At 62.5% G+C, this 15,672-nt stretch carries 15 protein-coding genes and 2 pseudogenes; 5 read left to right on the top strand and 12 right to left on the bottom strand.

Annotation, left to right across the window (positions count from 1 at the left end):
- Window positions 1-2 precede the first annotated feature (2 nt).
- Window positions 3-1,439: a GH1 family beta-glucosidase gene (locus ASG57_RS05120; RefSeq protein WP_156402576.1), complete on the bottom strand. Its 1,437-nt coding sequence runs from the start codon at window positions 1,437-1,439 to the stop codon at window positions 3-5.
- Between the two features lie 119 nt (window positions 1,440-1,558).
- Complete coding sequence (locus ASG57_RS05115; protein WP_024340250.1) at window positions 1,559-2,281, bottom strand: c-type cytochrome; 723 nt, start codon at window positions 2,279-2,281, stop codon at window positions 1,559-1,561.
- Window positions 2,282-2,398: 117 nt separating this feature from the next.
- Between ASG57_RS05115 and ASG57_RS05110 the strand changes: the two genes are divergently transcribed.
- Window positions 2,399-3,157, top strand: a complete 759-nt coding sequence (locus ASG57_RS05110; RefSeq protein ID WP_024340249.1) for a CBS domain-containing protein — start codon at window positions 2,399-2,401, stop codon at window positions 3,155-3,157.
- A 133-nt stretch (window positions 3,158-3,290) separates the two neighbouring features.
- Here ASG57_RS05110 and ASG57_RS05105 read toward each other — a convergent pair whose 3' ends face one another.
- The 3 genes from ASG57_RS05105 to ASG57_RS05095 are packed head-to-tail and all read right to left on the bottom strand — an operon-like array spanning window position 3,291 to window position 7,335.
- Window positions 3,291-4,811, bottom strand: coding sequence for an arylsulfatase (locus ASG57_RS05105; protein WP_502690760.1), 1,521 nt, complete (start codon window positions 4,809-4,811; stop codon window positions 3,291-3,293).
- 32 nt (window positions 4,812-4,843) lie between these two features.
- Window positions 4,844-5,887 carry a formylglycine-generating enzyme family protein gene (locus ASG57_RS05100; protein WP_200948531.1) on the bottom strand — a complete coding sequence of 348 codons (1,044 nt, stop codon included), beginning with the start codon at window positions 5,885-5,887 and terminating at the stop codon, window positions 4,844-4,846.
- Between the two features lie 2 nt (window positions 5,888-5,889).
- Window positions 5,890-7,335: an alginate export family protein gene (locus ASG57_RS05095; protein WP_162250036.1), complete on the bottom strand. Its 1,446-nt coding sequence runs from the start codon at window positions 7,333-7,335 to the stop codon at window positions 5,890-5,892.
- 254 nt (window positions 7,336-7,589) lie between these two features.
- On the opposite strand from ASG57_RS05095, the pseudogene ASG57_RS39910 reads away from it, so the two are divergent.
- Window positions 7,590-7,694: pseudogene (locus tag ASG57_RS39910) on the top strand (transposase); the annotation flags it as partial.
- A 203-nt stretch (window positions 7,695-7,897) separates the two neighbouring features.
- Here ASG57_RS39910 and ASG57_RS37550 read toward each other — a convergent pair.
- From ASG57_RS37550 to groL, 7 genes and pseudogenes are all read right to left on the bottom strand, one after another.
- Complete coding sequence (locus ASG57_RS37550) at window positions 7,898-8,056, bottom strand: hypothetical protein (protein ID WP_155248507.1); 159 nt, start codon at window positions 8,054-8,056, stop codon at window positions 7,898-7,900.
- 28 nt (window positions 8,057-8,084) lie between these two features.
- Entirely contained in the window at window positions 8,085-8,279 is a 195-nt protein-coding gene (locus ASG57_RS05090; RefSeq protein WP_024340245.1) for a hypothetical protein, read from the bottom strand.
- A 255-nt stretch (window positions 8,280-8,534) separates the two neighbouring features.
- Window positions 8,535-8,723, bottom strand: coding sequence for a hypothetical protein (locus ASG57_RS05085; RefSeq protein WP_502690748.1), 189 nt, complete (start codon window positions 8,721-8,723; stop codon window positions 8,535-8,537).
- 13 nt (window positions 8,724-8,736) lie between these two features.
- Window positions 8,737-9,459 (bottom strand): annotated as a pseudogene (locus ASG57_RS05080) (CBS domain-containing protein).
- Window positions 9,460-9,536: 77 nt separating this feature from the next.
- Window positions 9,537-10,058 (bottom strand): Hsp20/alpha crystallin family protein, encoded by a 522-nt coding sequence (locus ASG57_RS05075; protein WP_057195944.1) that lies wholly within the window; start codon window positions 10,056-10,058, stop codon window positions 9,537-9,539.
- Between the two features lie 216 nt (window positions 10,059-10,274).
- Window positions 10,275-10,493 (bottom strand): ChaB family protein, encoded by a 219-nt coding sequence (locus ASG57_RS05070; protein ID WP_024340241.1) that lies wholly within the window; start codon window positions 10,491-10,493, stop codon window positions 10,275-10,277.
- A gap of 78 nt (window positions 10,494-10,571) precedes the next feature.
- Window positions 10,572-12,194 (bottom strand): chaperonin GroEL, encoded by a 1,623-nt coding sequence (groL, locus tag ASG57_RS05065; protein WP_057195789.1) that lies wholly within the window; start codon window positions 12,192-12,194, stop codon window positions 10,572-10,574.
- Between the two features lie 281 nt (window positions 12,195-12,475).
- On the opposite strand from groL, the gene ASG57_RS05060 reads away from it, so the two are divergent.
- Genes ASG57_RS05060 through ASG57_RS05050 form a run of 3 tightly spaced genes read left to right on the top strand, consistent with a single transcriptional unit; the run spans window position 12,476 to window position 15,652 of the window.
- The gene (locus ASG57_RS05060; RefSeq protein WP_057195788.1) at window positions 12,476-13,750 is read left to right on the top strand and encodes an efflux RND transporter periplasmic adaptor subunit; all 1,275 of its coding nucleotides are present in this window, start codon (window positions 12,476-12,478) and stop codon (window positions 13,748-13,750) included.
- Window positions 13,747-14,973, top strand: coding sequence for an ABC transporter permease (locus tag ASG57_RS05055; RefSeq protein WP_024340238.1), 1,227 nt, complete (start codon window positions 13,747-13,749; stop codon window positions 14,971-14,973). Before ASG57_RS05060 ends, ASG57_RS05055 begins: the two co-directional genes overlap by 4 nt.
- Window positions 14,966-15,652: an ABC transporter ATP-binding protein gene (locus ASG57_RS05050; protein WP_024340237.1), complete on the top strand. Its 687-nt coding sequence runs from the start codon at window positions 14,966-14,968 to the stop codon at window positions 15,650-15,652. Before ASG57_RS05055 ends, ASG57_RS05050 begins: the two co-directional genes overlap by 8 nt.
- Window positions 15,653-15,672: the final 20 nt, after the last annotated feature.

Below are 15,672 nucleotides of genomic sequence, written 5' to 3'. Positions count from 1 at the left end.
GCTCAATCGGAGACCGCGGTGGCGGCCGCCGCCCCGGCTCGTTCGGTCATGGTGTCACGCTCCGCACGGTCTGCAGCAATCCGCGATGTTCGCGCCGTCCGGATGAGATCGGCATACCAGTGCGCCGACGCCTTCAGTGTCCGCTTCTGCGTGGCAAAATCGACATGAACCAGACCGAACCGCTGCGAATAACCCGATGTCCACTCGAAGTTGTCGAGCAGGGACCAGACGAAATAGCCTTTGACGTCGGCTCCGGCCCGGATCGCCTCCTGCATCGCCCTTGTATAGGCATCAAGATAGGCAATTCGTGCAGGGTCCTGAACGCGGCCGGCCTCGTCAAGCTTGTCGTCCGCGGCCGTGCCGTTCTCCAGCACATAGATCGGCAAACGGAAGCGGTGGTGGATGTCCAGCAGCGTGTCGCGGAACGCGTCGGGTACGATGGGCCAGCCGATAGCGGTTCGCCGCACCTCGACGGGCGGTGCGCCGAAGCCGGCGCCGATCAAATTGGCATCGGCCCTGATGTAGTGCGGCGAATAGTGGTTGAGCCCGAACCAGTCGACCGGCCTTGCGATCTGAGCCATGTCGCCCGGCTTGATATAGGGCTCGATCGCCTCGGCAAGCTCCAGGGGGTAATGGGCAAGGTGCTGCGGATACGGAAATGCGTCGTTCCAGTACGGCGCGAAGCGCCACGTCGCCGCAACATCCTCCTCCCGCGTGGTGGCGGGATAACAGGGCTGGCGGTTGTGAATGGCGCCGAGCGATGCGTTCGCCACCGACTGGCGGAGCACGTCGATGGCACGGCCGTGGCTCAGGTTGACGTGGTGAATGGCTTGGTGCAAAGCGCCCCTGTCGGCGATGCCGGGTGCGTTCCAGCCGAGACCATATCCGAACAACGTGAATACGCATGGTTCATTGAAGGTGGCGAACCGCTTGACCCGGTCGCCAAGGCGTCGGGCCAACAACGCAGCATAATCGGCGAACCATCCCGCGATGTCCCGGTTCTGCCAGCCGCCGAGATCCTGCAACGCCTGCGGCAGATCCCAGTGATAGAGACAGGCCCAGGGTTCTATGCCGGCCGCCAGAAGAGCATCGACCAGGCCGTCGTAGAAATCGAGACCCGCCTGGTTCGCAGCCCCGCGGCCGCGGGGCAGAACGCGCGGCCATGAGATCGAGAAGCGGTAAGCGCCGACGCCGATATCGCGCATCAGCGCGATGTCTTCAGGGTAGCGGTGATAATGATCGCATGCGACGTCGCCGGTGTCGCCGTTCTTGATGCGACCCTGTTGCCGGCAATAGCTGTCCCAAATGCTGTCGCCGCGTCCATCCAGGTGAGAGGCGCCCTCGATCTGGAAGCTCGAGGTCGAGACGCCCCACAGAAACGAATCCGCTGCCGGCATCCGCGTTTGAGGTGAGGGAGCGGTTCCGTCTGTCGTTGTCATGTGCCTGCCTTGCGATGGCGCAGTTCGGATGGGATCGGTCCACAATGCTGCTCTTTACCGATCTGCGTTTGACGGAGATCAACCGCCCGGCAGGCAGGCCGTCAGCGCCATGACGCCTCCTAGCGCGGCGGCAGGCCGGCTCTCAAGGCTTCCAGGTACGCGACGATCTCGTCGATTTGGTAATCTGCGAGGCGGGGGTTTGGCATGGCCTGTTCAGGTCCGAGCCTGCGGTGACCGGAAATGAGGAACAGCCTCATGCCTTCGGCGGAGAACGAGGGGCGATTGACGATCGCCAGCAAGCTCGCGGCCGGCGGGCGGAACGCCGGCGATTCCTTCGCGGCATCCTCCACGACATGGCATGTTCCGCAGGACGCATGGGCCAGCGCCCGGCCTTCGGCGACCTGATCGACGAACAATTGGTTGGTGACAGGCGGACGAACCGGGACTTGGATTGTGATCGAGGCGTAGCCGCTGGCCCGATGGCAGCTGTTGCATTCGTTCGTCAGGTCCGAATAGGCTTTGGTGAATGCAGGCACGTCCTTTTGCTGGATCGCCAAGCTTACGGCTTGCAGATGATCCTTGGCGGGACCGAGGCGTGATGGATCGGGCAAGAGCTTGCCGGAGGCTGCGAGATTGCCTTCGATATGTTGGATTTCGTAGCTCGCCAGGCTCCAGTTGCTGAACTTGCCTGCAAACCAGAGCTTGGCATGTTGCAGTTGAAGGCGGGTCATGAGATCGGAGAGCGCAGCAGAGACGTCGGCTGACCTTGCAGCCGGCGCTCCTGCGCCCAGCGCCGCGACCGCCGCAAAGATCGCCATCATGAACATTGCTCGCAGGCGCATGTCCAATGCCCCAGATTTGACGGCAGCATGGCACTCTATCCCAGCCGGGCGTTGATCTCGATCAAGAGCCTGTCAGGAGCGGGCGACTACCTCTAACTTCTCTCTGGAGTTGAAGTCATGCGCGCGCATCAGATCATGTCCCGCCGGGTGATAGCCATTCGGCCCGAGGCCTCGATCGCCGACGCCATCAAGGTCATGCTCACTCACCACATCAGTGGATTGCCGGTCACGGATTCGGCAGGCAATCTCGTCGGCATCATTTGCGAGAGCGACTTCCTCAGACGGGCCGAGCTCGAAACGGAGCACACTCGCAACCGGCTGCTGACGGTTCTGCTCGGAGCAGACCGGGTTGCGCGCGAGTTCGTCAAGGAGCATGGGCGCAAAGTCGAGCAAGTGATGACGCGTGATCCGGCGACGGCAAAGGAGGACACTCCGCTCGAGGAGATTGCCGATCTGATGGAGCGCCGGAACCTGAATCATGTCCCGGTCATGCGTGATGAGCGCATTGTCGGCATCATCACCCGGTCCGACTTCCTGTCCGCAATCGCCGGCCCGCTGACCGGCGCACCCGGCTATTCGGAGGACGACAGCCAGATTCGGCGCTCGGTCCTTGCGGCCATGGCCGGGATGCCTTGGCAGCCCGTCGGCCTGAACGTGAGCGTGAGGGATGGCAAGGTGACGCTGCGCGGCGTCGTCAAGGGCGACAACCCCCGCCGGGCCGCAATCGTCGCATGTGAGAACGTTTCAGGCGTCCGCGGCGTCGATGATCGCCTGTGCCTTCAGTCGGACAGCCCGGCCCCGGAGGACGATTACGGCGGTGGGGACTTCGTCTCGCTGCAGGCAGAACCGTCCACGGTCGATGACGAACCATTGTGACGATCGCCCCTGCCGGAGCACTGCAGGGCGACCGCGCGGAAGGATCTAGGCCGCGTATTCATAAATCAGCGGCATAGTGCGATGGAGACAATATCTGCTGAGCGCCTACCGCGGCAACCGATGCTCAGTGTGCCTACCGTGGTCTGAGGGTGCCCCCTTCCTGGCGAGGCGGGAACTGCTCCATTGATTGGTAGTGCTCAGCTAGAATGTCGCGGATCATGTTGCCAAGGTACGCCTTTCGCATCGCCAACAAGTTCGAGCGATGCCCGTCGCGCTGCTCGAACGGGTCCATGCGCAGGTTGAAGACCAGCGCGCTTTCGACGAAGGGATCGAAGAAGCCGTTGCGCGTCTTGAAATGGGTTTTCCAGGGCCCGAAGCGCAGAGCGGTCATCTCCTTTTCGTTGTACATGATGTGGACCTGACGGTTCGAAGGCGCCTCACCGCGCCAATGGGCAAGATTGTCGATGCCGTCGATCTTTACCTTATGACTTTCGAGGAGGTCCTTGCGAACGTCTACGACGCCAGCTGCACGTGAAAGCGTGGTAAAAAGATCCATGTGATTCTGAATACCGTTCGAGACCGAAGCCGGTTTGATGGCGGCTGGCCAGCGGATCAGCATCGGCACGCGCACGCCGCCTTCCCAAGTGGTCGCTTTCTCGGAGCGGAATGGCGTCGTGCCGCCGTCCGGCCACCAGGCCGCCATTGCGCCATTGTCGCTGGTGAACATCACGATGGTATTTTCGCGAAGGCCGAGATCGTCCAGCTTCTTAAGGATCGCACCCACCTGCTGGTCGAGCTCGATCATGCCGGAGCCGTAGATGTCGTCACCTGACGAGAAGGGCTGCGCAAGCAGCCGACTTTCAGGCCGCAAATTTGTGTAGATGTGCATGCGCGAGGGTGCATGCCAGACGAAAAATGGCTCGCGCGCTTTTACTGCTTCATCCATGAATGCCAGGGTCCGCGAAAGGAACTCGTCGTCGACCGTCTCCATGCGTTTGCGGGTCAGCGGCCCCGTATCGGTGCAGCGTTGCCGGCCCCATGAGCCGAAGCGCGGGTCGGCTGGCGCCGGATTGTCTTGCGGCATCGCAACGCAGTCGAGGACACCGCGCGGCCGGTACTTGTCGTTGAATGCCTTGTCCTTTGGCCAATCCAGGTCCTCGGGCTCGTCCTCCGTGTTGAGGTGATAGAGATTGCCAAAGAACTGGTCGAAGCCGCGGACGGTCGGCAGGTGCTCGTTGCGATCGCCGAGATGGTTCTTTCCGAACTGGCCTGTGCGATAGCCCAGCGGTTTGAGCACTTCGGCGAGCGTCGGATCGCGCTCGTCGATCCCGATCATTGAGCCGGGCGAACTGACCGTCGTCAGGCCGGTGCGGATCGGCATCTGGCCCGTGATGAACGCGGCACGGCCAGGCGTGCAACTTGGCTCGGCATAGTGATCCGTGAAGAGCACGCCCTCCTTAGCGATCCGGTCGATGTTGGGTGTCGGAACCATCATGCCATGCGAATAGGCGCCGACATTCGTGATGCCGACGTCGTCGGCCATGATCATGATGATGTTGGGCCGCGCTAGGATCGGCGGTTGCGCGGGACGAGCTTGCTGCGCAGGAGCTTGAGCCGCCGGTTGTTGGGCGGCAGCAAGCGAGGTCGTTGCCAGTACCAACGCCGTGGAGATCGCAAGCAATCGAATCATGTGTGGTCTCCCCCTTTTCGCAGAACTGTTCTGAAGCCTATGTGCGAACTTCCGGAGTCGAGGGCGGCTGGCTGACGCGCGCTCGGGCGGTACCGGAAACAGTAGTTGTCGGCGCACAAGTGCGAGCCGCCTTTGACGACCTTCATGCCACGCTGGAAGCCCCGCGCGTCGCGATAGTCGTCAGCGGTTAGCTCCCACACATTTCCAGCCATGTCGAAGAGGCCGTAACCATTGACCTCGAAACAGCCGACCGGAGCTGTTCCCTCGAATCCGTCCAGCAGTTGATTGGATACCGGAAAACGTCCTTGCCAAACATTCGCCTGCCAGACACCTGAAGGGGTCTTCTCGTCACCCCAGACATATTCGGCGCCATCCAGCCCGCCGCGCGCGGCAAATTCCCACTCCGCCTCCGTCGGCAGGTCGCGCCCCGCCCAGCGCGCATATGCTGCTGCGTCTTCGTGGGTGACCTGAACCACCGGGTGATTCATGCGGTCGTCGATCGACGAGCCAGGCCCTTGAGGGTGCTGCCAGTTCGCGCCAGGCGTGTAGCGCCACCACTGCCGGAAATCCTCGGCGCTGCCTAGCGCGGCTGGCGCATGGAAGACCATGCCGCCGGGCAACAGGAGATGTGGGGGCGCGCTCGGATAAAGCGCGGGATCGACCGGGCGCTCGGCGACCGTAATGTAGCCGGTCGCCGCAACAAATGCCGCGAATTGTGCGTTGGTCACTTCGTGGCGGTCGATCCAGAAGCCGTCAACGCTGACGACCCGCTGCGGTCTCTCTTCAGGGAAGTGTTTGTCCGACCCCATTCGATAGCTGCCGCCAGCCACGAAGATCATGCCGCGGGTGACCGTTGTGTTCTTCGGCAGCCCAAAATAGGCGCTGCACAACTGTTGGGCGCCCGCGGATGAATCGATGGAAGCGCCGCGACTGAGCGCTAAGCCACCAGAAACCCCGATGAAAAGAAGCACCGCGGCCCCGACCGCCGCGCTCCATCGCCGGCCACCGGCCACGCTCTGTTTTTCCGTTCTCTGCGTCATGATCAGTACTTCAACGAGACAATGAAACCGGCGGAAAGCCAGGTCTCGGAGTTGATGCCGGGAAGAGACGTGATGCCGCGACCGGGAACGCCCACCGAGCCCCACATTGTCGTGGCGATCTGTGGCGTGCAAACATGTGTCCACTCGGCATAGATCTCGTCGGCGAGATCGTGGTGCGCCACGCCGGTGGTAAGCAGGAGGTTTCCGTTGACCACGTTGAGCCGCGCGCCTTGCCCGAACTGAAGCGGCGAATTCAATTCATTGGCGCGAGTGTGGATGAACTGAAATTTCAGGAAGTCCTGCTGGGTCGCAACGAGGTTCAGCGTAACGCGATGGTAGTTGACGTTCGAGTTCAGAAACGTGTAGGCGCTCGATGCGCCAAACCACCAATTCTCGAGACCGTTCCCATAGAACAGCGGGTCGAACCGCTCATACGTCCGCGTCGACGGGTTATCGCCGGAGAACGAGGCATAACCATAGGACAAGGCCGGTGTCATCGGCAGGCTTGCAAAACGATTGCCGATTTCGCCGTACCAGGCGTTGGCGCGCATATCGATCCGGTCGTTGCGCTGTAAGGCAAGTTCACCGCGGATCCAGGCCGCCGGCAGGCCGATGGCCGTCCCCTCAATCCGGCCATAGCCGTACCACGTCTCGGTGCCGTCTCGCCCGTTGGGGATGATCAATGGAAATGTCGGGATGGGGTAAGGGGCCGTCGAGTTCTGCACTTTGACATAGGCGCCGCCGACGCGGGAGCCAGCGCCCCAGGCATATTCGAGCACGCCGCCGACCAGACGTGTCTCCGTGTCGGCCGACTTCAGTTCGTTAGGATCGAGATGGAAGGCCTCTGCCTTCCAGCCGCCCAAGGTAACGCGCGCGATCGCTGTATTTTCCCACGAAAGGCGCGGCAGCAGGCTCACGGCGCCGCGCTCGAAGCCGTTTCCCGCGCCTTGCCAGACGATCATTCCCGTGCCGATTCCGTAGGGCTGCTGACCGGCAGAAATCTCGAAGTTCAGCTGATCGGCGGGATTGCGCGTTCGGACGCCGCCATAGGCTTTCTCGACCAGCACAGCGCCTTGGTTCTTCTGATCGAACGGATCGACGCCGAGTGTACCTGAGAAGCCGACGCTAAAGCCGCCAAACAGCTCCCATCCCTGAGAAGGGCGCAGCGCGATCTCGAAGCCAGGAGCGAACCAACCTTCAAACCAACCCTTTCTCCGCTGGTACGTCGATCCAGGTGTAAGCGAATCTAGCCCGTACCACGTCCCCGATGAGCCAAACGCGCCCATAAGCACGGCAAGCTTGCCCTCTAGCCGCACATTTTCGTTGTCCACCAGGAGCAAGGGATTTGCAGGGGGCGGCACACCTTCCGCGCCGGCAGTGGTACCTCCAGAAACAAATCCGGAGAGGCCAAGAAGCAGCGCGCGGAATGCAAGTGAGCGATCGACCATAGCTAAGCGGCAGCGCCTCGCTCTCGACGCGATCGATAAACTCTCTACCGTCGCCCACTTTGGCGATGGCTGGTATCGTAGCAACAATCCCATCACGATCGACCGCAGGGAATTTGCTTTCAATCGTCGTGACTCTACTTATCAGTCAGAAGTCGTGCAATCCGTCGGTCATTGAGTGCATGCGGCAAAGCTACTCACTACGGCATGGACTGCTCCTACCGTAATACCCGTTGATTCTGCACTAGCGTTCGAATTTGCAACTCGAGGATTACGAATGGACGGCAATCAAGCCGATGCTGCCGAACAAACCGCGTGGCGTTCCCCGGGTAAACGACCGACGTGTCCTCAGTGAAATTTTGGGGTCTTGCGCCAACATTCCGAAAAGTAATCGCAGCGGTCCGATCTGCTTCAGCCCCATCTCCTACCGCGCTTGCAACGAGCGGTTCTTTAATGGGCAGTATCGTCGTGTGACGACACGCTACGACAGGCTGGCCGCCAATTACCCTGCTTTCGCTCAACGCGCATCCATCAGATTGTGGCTGCGCCTTAATGAGTCCGCGTCCTAGTCTTCTGACCCGGTGAAATCGGGATTCGCAGCACGGCCGGCTGTCGCACGGGCGGCTTGCTTGGAAGGCTTGATCGTCGCCGAAAAGTACAGTGCGAGTTCGAGGATGCCGTACATTGCGAAGACCATCAGCGCCTTGATTGCTTCGTTGGTCATCTGAATGTCCTCCAACAATTGATCTCGACTAACGTTGGGCCATTTCGGTCGGTGTCTGCACGAGGTGAGCCTGATGAACATGTCTTGCGCTCAGCGGGCTCAATTCGGATTCGGCAAAGCGGACCGACAGCGTGGCCGCGACGATGGCGATTCCGGCCAGCAATCCGGCAGCGACCACTTTCAGATGCGTTGCCTTCTCCGCAGTGTAGATCGAGTGGTTCATCGCAGGCCTCTTGCCGGTGCGTGCTGGCAAGATTCTTACTAACGCATGAAGCGTCCGGCTGAAATTTGGGGGCTTCACCTAAGGTAATATCCGTAGCCGCGGGAGGAGCGAAAACTTGCACTCCCGGAGTACCGGCTCACCACCTGCCTGAGCTGTGCCGGCCGACCGTCATCAGCGGCTTCGCGCGTCGGCTCGACAGAGCGGGTGAGCCCGCAGGCGGCACTCCAGAGGCCCGCGGCCGTGCCGCGTCGGCTGCTAGCGCGGTGCCTGTCGGTCCCGCCCGGTAAAGGCGGCAATCAGCCCGACCAGGGCAGTCACGAGCAACATGGTCACGATGGTCTGGATCAAGCCGAAGTTGAGCGCGTCGCGTGCCGCGAACAGCGCCGTAATCGGCGCTGCTATGGCGAAGAGAATACGAACGAACCATCCGAGCATGGCGGCCACGATCGGCAGGAGTTCAGCCAGCGGCCTTCATGTCTTCGGGCGATTCCACATACAACCCGGTGTAGGTATCGACGAAGCAGAGATGGTCGTGAACCTCCTTGACGCCGGCGGTATTCTCGGCGGCGACGATGGCGGCCTGACGTGCCTCGTCGGTGGTGACGAGGCCGTGCAGATGCACGACGCCGTTGCGGACATTCACCTCAAAGCCGATCGGACGCCAGTCCGTGGCCTTGACTGCGCGCGTGATGCGCTCGCGAACGTGCTCATCATCGGCGGTCGGATCGGGAATTTCGTGCAGGAGGCTCGCCACGGCTTGCAGCAAATTCGTCCTGGTGACGATCCCGACGGGCGCCTTGCCCCGCAGGACCGGGACGCGCTTGATGTCGTTCTTCTCCATCAGGTCGACCAGCTCGGCGAGATCGGTGTCTTCCTGCACCGAGACGACCTGCTTCGTCATGACGTCCGCGACCTTGCGGCCGCGCTCGTGAACGAACTCGGCAGCCTAGCGTCCCGGTCCCATGAAGAACTTCAGCCAGGCGGCGTGCCTGCGGCCGGTGCCGATCTCGCTGCGGCGGAGGAAGTCGCTCTCCGAGACCACGCCGACGAGGTTTCCGGCGTCGTCGACGACGGGCAGGCCGCTGATGTGCATTCGGAGCATGATCTTGGCCGCCTCTTCGATCGTCGTATGCGGCGTTACGGCAACCAGGTCCTTGGTCATGATGTGATGCGCGCGCATGTTGTGTCCTCGAATTCGCTGGCGGGTTTCCGGAGTGAGGCGAGGCTGCGACTGTCGCAGCCTCGCGTCGCGGGCCTTCAGGCGGCCTTCACGTTGATGGTCTTGGCCGGCTTCTGAGCTTCTTCGGTCTTGGGAAGGACGACCTTGAGCACGCCGTTCTTGAACGTCGCCTCGATCTTGTCGGAATTGACGCCGTCCGGAAGCGCGAAATAGCGCTCGAAGGAGCCGTAACGGCGCTCGGAGACGTAATAGTCCTTCTTCTTCTCTTCGGTCTCTTCCTTCTTCTCGCCCTTGATGGTGAGACCGCCATTGGCGAGCTTGACTTCGATGTTCTTCTCGTCGAGGCCCGGAAGCTCAGCCGTGATCTCGTAGGCCTTCTCGCTCTCCGCGACGTCGACGGCCGGCGCATTGAAATTCTTGGACAGATCGCGTTCCAGTCGGGCGAGCGAGCGGAACGGCCGCTTCCAGAAGCCGTTGCCGAAATCGTCGAAAATCTGGTCGATTTCATTTCTCAGCGCCTGGAACGGCTGCCATGCCTCTCCGGTTGCTGCCGGCGCGGTGGACGTCTTGGTGACAGGTAACTTGGTCTCGGTTGCCATGATCATTGTCTCCTTCGAGGTTGACCATTCCGGTCGTCGAGGAGAATAGCCGTGGCGATCGTGCGTTGGTTGATTTCGCTCAATCTCGGGACTGGTGCGTGCGAGCTTGGATGCGGTGATCGGACAACTGGATAGCCGTGCCCAAGGCTGAGATCCGTGAATTCGCGTCAGTCTCCCAGACATGTCTCGGTCGCGGAGCGATCGAGAGCACGTGGCCTACCAGCCTGGTCTCCTTGGTACCCATTCATCGCCGAGCTTCACGTAGGAGCGCTTCACCGCGGCCCAAGCCGTGCGGTGCGCAATCTCCTCTTGCCGGAGATCCCCGGCATGCGAGGCAAAGGCGTGGTTGAATGCTTCGCGATAGATATCGAGAGCATGAGGCGGCAAGTGGTGCCGCACACCCGCGGGGAGATCGTTGTTGGAGCGATAGGGCATCGTCTCGTCCCCTGCCAGATCATCGCCGGCCTCGGCATCGACGGCTGGTACCGGTCGATCGCGGCAGTTTCGCCGCCGTTACATCGCCATGTCGGGCTCGGGCAACCGATCGCGTTTCGGTTCCGGGATCTCCGTCATTGTGGCTTCCGTCAGAAGAAGCACGCTTGCGACGGACACGGCGTTTTCGAGCGCGGTCCGTACCACCTTCACCGGGTCGACGATGCCGGCTTCCACGAGATCGACATAGACCTTCCGGGCGGCGTCGAAGCCGAAACTTCCCTCGCTGCCGAGCATCCGTGCAACCACGACGCCACCATCGGTCGCGGAATTTTCGGCGATTTGGCGCGCGGGCGCCTCAAGTGCCCGTTTCAGGATCTGCACGCCGGTTCGTTCGTCACCTTCGCAGGCGGCCTCTTCCTTGGCTACCGCTGCGACCGTGCGGAGCAGGGCGAGACCGCCGCCCGGCACGATGCCCTCGGCCACCGCAGCCTTCGTCGAGCTGATCGCATCGTCGAGCGCTTCCTTCTTGGCCTTCATCTCGGCTTCGGTCGGTGCTCCCACCCGGATCACGGCAACGCCGCCCGACAGCTTGGCGAGGCGCTCTTCGAGCTTCTCGCGGTCGTAATCGCTCGTCGTCTTCTCGATCTCGACACGGATTTGCGCGAGCCGCGCCTCGATGCGGGCGCGATCGCCGCCGCTCCCGATCAGGGTGGTATTCTCCTTGTCGGCGACGACGCGCGCGGCGCGACCGAGTTGCTGCAAGGTGGCGCTTTCCAGTTTGAGGCCGATCTCCGCCGAGATCACCTGCGCCCCGGTGAGGATGGCGATGTCCTCCAGCATGGCCTTGCGCCTGTCGCCGAAGCCAGGCGCCTTGACCGCGCAAGCCTTGAGCACGCCGCGAAGCTGATTGACGATGAGAGTCGCCAGCGCTTCGCCCTCGATGTCCTCGGCGATGATCAGAAGCGAGCGGCCGCTCTTGGCGACTTGCTCGAGCAGGGGAACGAGATCGCGCAGGGCACCGATCTTGTGATCGCAAAGCAGCACGTAGGGATCCTGCAACACGGCTTCCATGCGGTCGGCATCCGTGACGAAATAGGGCGACAGGAAGCCGCGGTCGAATTTCATGCCTTCGACCACGTCCAGCAGGGTCTCGGTGGTCTTGGATTCCTCCACCGAGATCACGCCGTCGCCGCCGACTTTCTCGATCGCATCCGCCACCAGCTCACCGATTGCGATGTCGTTGTGTGCCGAGATCGTGGCGACCTGAACCTTCTCCGCCCTGGTCTGCACCGGCTTCGCCATCGCGTGCAAGGCGGCGATGGCAGCCTGTGTGCCACGATCGAGGCCGCGTTTGAGGTCGATCGCGCTTGCGCCTGCGACGACGTTGCGGACGCCGTCCGAAAGGATCGCCTGGGCCAGGATGGTCGACGTGCTGGTGCCGTCGCCGACGACGTCGCCGGTCTTCTCTGCGGCCTGCCGCAGCACCTGCGCGCCCAGGTTTTCTTCGGCGTCCTTGAGATCGAATTCCTTGGCGATGGTGACGCCGTCGTTGCAGACGATCGGTGCGCCCCACGACTTCTGGATCAGGACGGATTTCGACTTCGGCCCGAGCGTGACGCGCACGGCGTCGGCCAGAAGTGACGCGCCGCGCAAGACTTTCTCACGAGCTGCCGAGTGAAACAGGACCTGTTTGTGCGCCATTTCCAATCCCTCTGTCTAGCTGCGGCCGCAGATGCGATTTGCGCCAGTCTGGATGAGTGAGCTGGAGCCGAATTGATCTTGGTCAATCTGCAGAGCACGCTTCCTTGGAGACCTGCTGCCGGAACTGGATAGACCGATGCAAAGTCCGGAATTTGCGGCAGCGCGAATTTTCCAGCCGGTGCGTTGACTTGGCGCAATCCGGAGCTCGGGTGGTGCGGTAGCTTCTGCAAGAATTGAACCTTCCCCAGCGAACCTGGCGGAGTTCGCAACCGCGCACGGTCATGGTCGAGCAGACACTATCTCTTCCGAAGCAGGAGCATAAGGACAGGCCCTGGGTCGCATCCGTGTGGTCAGGAATCCTCGCGCGCAAATGGCTTGTGCTCGCGGTTCTCGTTCTGCTCGCTCTCGGCGCCTGGCAGGGCGTCCGCGTCCTGTTCGGGCCTTCCGTCGTGGTCGACCAGGTCGTGCGCGGTCGTTTGGTCGAAACCGTGGTGGCGAGCGGGCATGTCGAGACGCCGTACCGGGTCGAGATCGGCAGCCAGATTACCGGCACTGTCGCGGAGGTGCTGGTGCAGGAGGGCGAGAAGGTCACCAAGGGGCAGTCGCTGATCTCGCTGGAAGCACGCGAACTGAAAGCGGCCGTGATCCAGGCGCAGGGGGCGGTAGCCCAGGCCGAAGCCCGGATCAGGCAGCTCGAAGAGCTGACGCTGCCGTCCGCAAAGGAGGCGCTGACGCAGGCGCAAGCGACGCTCCTCAACGCCCAGCAGACCTATGACCGCACGGCGCAGCTCGAACGCAATGGCTACGCGACCAAGGCTGCGCTGGATGATGCGCAGAAGACTCTCGATGTCGCTCGCGCCGTGAAGCGCGCGGCGGAATTCCAGGTCTATACCGCCAGTCCCGGCGGCAGCGACTATGTCATGGCGCAGACCCAGCTCAACCAGGCGCGTGCCAACCTGGACACGGCGGAATCCCGCCTGGGCTATGCGACCATCGCGGCTCCTCGGGACGGCGTTCTCATCACCCGCAGCGTCGAGCGAGGCACCGTGGCGCAGCCGGGCAAGGCGCTCTTGGTTCTTGCGCCTTCGGGTGACCTGCAACTGGTGCTGCAGATCGACGAGCGCAATCTCGGAAAGCTCGCACTCGGGCAGAGCGCGCTGGCATCCGCGGATGCTTATCCGGACCGGCGGTTCGCCGCCAAGCTCTCCTACATCAATCCGGGCATCGACATTTCCCGCGCGACGGTCCAGGTGAAGCTGACGGTGGCGGATCCGCCGGAAGAACTGCGTCAGGACATGACCGTCTCGGTCGATATCGAGGTTGCCGCGAAGGACGATGCGAAGGTGCTTCCCGTCCGCTCGGTTCATGACATCCTCTCCGGACAGCCCTGGGTTCTGACCATCGAGGGTGGCCGGGCGGTCAAGCGCCCGGTGAAGCTTGGCTTGCGCGGCAACAGCAACATCGAGATCGCTGCGGGACTTGAAGCCGGTGACGTTGCCATTCCGCAAAGCTCCGGCATGGTGCCCGGACAGCGGGTGCGGGCCGTCCTGCCATGAATCGCTGGCTGCCATTCGAATGGATCGCCGCGGTGCGCTTCCTGCGCGAAGGGAGACTGCAGACCATCTTCATCATTGGCGGTATTTCGATCGGCGTCGGTGTCATCGTCTTCATGTCGGCGATGCTCGCGGGCATGGAGGCAAATTTCATCAGGCGCGTGCTGACGTCACAGCCGCAGATCCAGCTCCTCACGCCGGATCAGGTCGCGCGTCCCCTGCGCAACGCCGCCGGCGTGATCGAGGATGCGGTAGTGCAGCGGCCGAGCCAGCGGGTGATCTCGATCGACCAGTGGCCGAAAATCCGAGCCCAGATGCTCGCCATGCCGGAAATCACCGCGGTCTCACCCACCATCACGGGATCCGCGCTGGCCATCCGCGGCGACGCCAGCCGGGCGGTCACGTTGACCGGAATCGAGCCGGACACGTATTTCAACATCGTCAAGGTGCCGGACTACATAGTCGCCGGCAGCGCGCGGCTGACCAGCGAGGACATCATCATCGGCACCGAGCTCGCCAAGAACCTCGGCGCCACCGTGGGCGACAAGCTGAATCTTCAGGCGGCAAGCTCTGCCAACCGGGTGCTGACGATCTCCGGGCTGGTCGATTTCGGCAACAAGAGCGCAAATCAGCGGGTCGCCTTCATCGCATTGCGGACCGGACAATCTCTGCTCGGCATGATCGGGGGCGTCACCACCATCGACCTGACGATCAAGGACATCTATGCGGCCGAAACCATCGCTAGGCGGATCCAGGCCGCGACGGCAGTAGAGGCCGACAGCTGGATTGCCACCAACGCGCAGTTCTTCACCGCCGTCCAGGCGCAGATCTACACCAACACCTTGATCCGTGTGTTTGTCGGCCTGTCCGTAGCCTTCGGCATCGCAGCCGTGCTCATCGTGTCGGTGATCCAGCGCTCCAAGGAGATCGGCATCCTCAGGGCGATGGGAACCTCGCGCGGCCAGATCCTGCGGGTGTTCCTGCTCCAGGGCGGGCTGCTCGGCTTTGTCGGCTCCCTGTTCGGCGCGGCGATGGGCGCTCTTGCGCTGATCTATTGGCACGCCGTTGCCCGCCAGGCTGATGGAAGCGAGTTCTTTCCGCTCATCCTGGAGCGACGTCTCTTCATCTATACGGCGGTGCTCGCCACGGTCACCGGGCTGTTGGCTGCGACGGCGCCGGCGCTGCGCGCCGCGAAGCTCGATCCGGTGGTGGCGATCCGTGGCTGACGCGATCCTGAAGCTCGAGGGCGTCCGGAAGGCCTATAATGTGGGCCTGCCAACCGAGACCGAGGTGTTGCACGGCATCGACCTCGAGCTCGATCATGGCGAGTTCCTGGCTCTGATCGGCCCGTCCGGCTCTGGCAAGAGCACGCTGCTGAACATCGTCGGCCTGCTCGATCGGCCGACGTCCGGCCGGCTCCTCATCAAAGGGCGGGATACGGCGTTGCTGGGTGACGACGAACTCACGCACCTGCGGGGACATACCATCGGCTTCGTGTTTCAGCATCATTTGCTGATCTCGGCCTTCACCGCCCGAGAGAACATCATGATGCCGATGCTTGCCGATCGCGGATTTCCCAGCGCGGAGATCGCAGCCCGGGCCGATCATCTCCTTGCCGAGGTCGGGCTGGAGAAATTCGGAGACAATCTCGCCAACAACATGTCCGGTGGCCAGCAGCAGCGGGTGGCCGTGGCGAGGGCCCTAGCCATGAATCCGGATCTCGTGCTCGCGGACGAGCCGACCGGCAACCTCGATACGAAGTCGGCCGATGCCGTCTTCGAGCTGATGCGGCGGGTGAATCGGGAGAGCGGCACGAGCTTCCTGCTCGTCACCCACAATCTCGACCTGGCGCGCCGGTGCGACCGCATCATCCAGGTGGTCGACGGCCGGATTGCGCAGCATTGAGGGCCGGCGCAACCGTCGAG

It is taken from the genome of Bradyrhizobium sp. Leaf396, from assembly GCF_001424605.1.
Taxonomy (GTDB): domain Bacteria; phylum Pseudomonadota; class Alphaproteobacteria; order Rhizobiales; family Xanthobacteraceae; genus Bradyrhizobium; species Bradyrhizobium japonicum_C.
This window is presented reverse-complemented; position numbering and strand designations above follow the sequence as displayed.

What these genes read in the sequence shown, in the direction of transcription:
- ASG57_RS05120 (WP_156402576.1), bottom strand. Translation starts at nt 1,439, where the DNA reads ATGACAACGACAGACGGAACCGCTCCCTCACCTCAAACGCGGATGCCG.
- ASG57_RS05115 (WP_024340250.1), bottom strand. Translation starts at nt 2,281, where the DNA reads ATGCGCCTGCGAGCAATGTTCATGATGGCGATCTTTGCGGCGGTCGCG.
- ASG57_RS05110 (WP_024340249.1), top strand. Translation starts at nt 2,399, where the DNA reads ATGCGCGCGCATCAGATCATGTCCCGCCGGGTGATAGCCATTCGGCCC.
- ASG57_RS05100 (WP_200948531.1), bottom strand. Translation starts at nt 5,887, where the DNA reads ATGACGCAGAGAACGGAAAAACAGAGCGTGGCCGGTGGCCGGCGATGG.
- ASG57_RS05095 (WP_162250036.1), bottom strand. Translation starts at nt 7,335, where the DNA reads ATGGTCGATCGCTCACTTGCATTCCGCGCGCTGCTTCTTGGCCTCTCC.
- ASG57_RS37550 (WP_155248507.1), bottom strand. Translation starts at nt 8,056, where the DNA reads ATGACCAACGAAGCAATCAAGGCGCTGATGGTCTTCGCAATGTACGGC.
- ASG57_RS05090 (WP_024340245.1), bottom strand. Translation starts at nt 8,279, where the DNA reads ATGAACCACTCGATCTACACTGCGGAGAAGGCAACGCATCTGAAAGTG.
- ASG57_RS05075 (WP_057195944.1), bottom strand. Translation starts at nt 10,058, where the DNA reads ATGGCAACCGAGACCAAGTTACCTGTCACCAAGACGTCCACCGCGCCG.
- ASG57_RS05070 (WP_024340241.1), bottom strand. Translation starts at nt 10,493, where the DNA reads ATGCCCTATCGCTCCAACAACGATCTCCCCGCGGGTGTGCGGCACCAC.
- groL (WP_057195789.1), bottom strand. Translation starts at nt 12,194, where the DNA reads ATGGCGCACAAACAGGTCCTGTTTCACTCGGCAGCTCGTGAGAAAGTC.
- ASG57_RS05060 (WP_057195788.1), top strand. Translation starts at nt 12,476, where the DNA reads ATGGTCGAGCAGACACTATCTCTTCCGAAGCAGGAGCATAAGGACAGG.
- ASG57_RS05055 (WP_024340238.1), top strand. Translation starts at nt 13,747, where the DNA reads ATGAATCGCTGGCTGCCATTCGAATGGATCGCCGCGGTGCGCTTCCTG.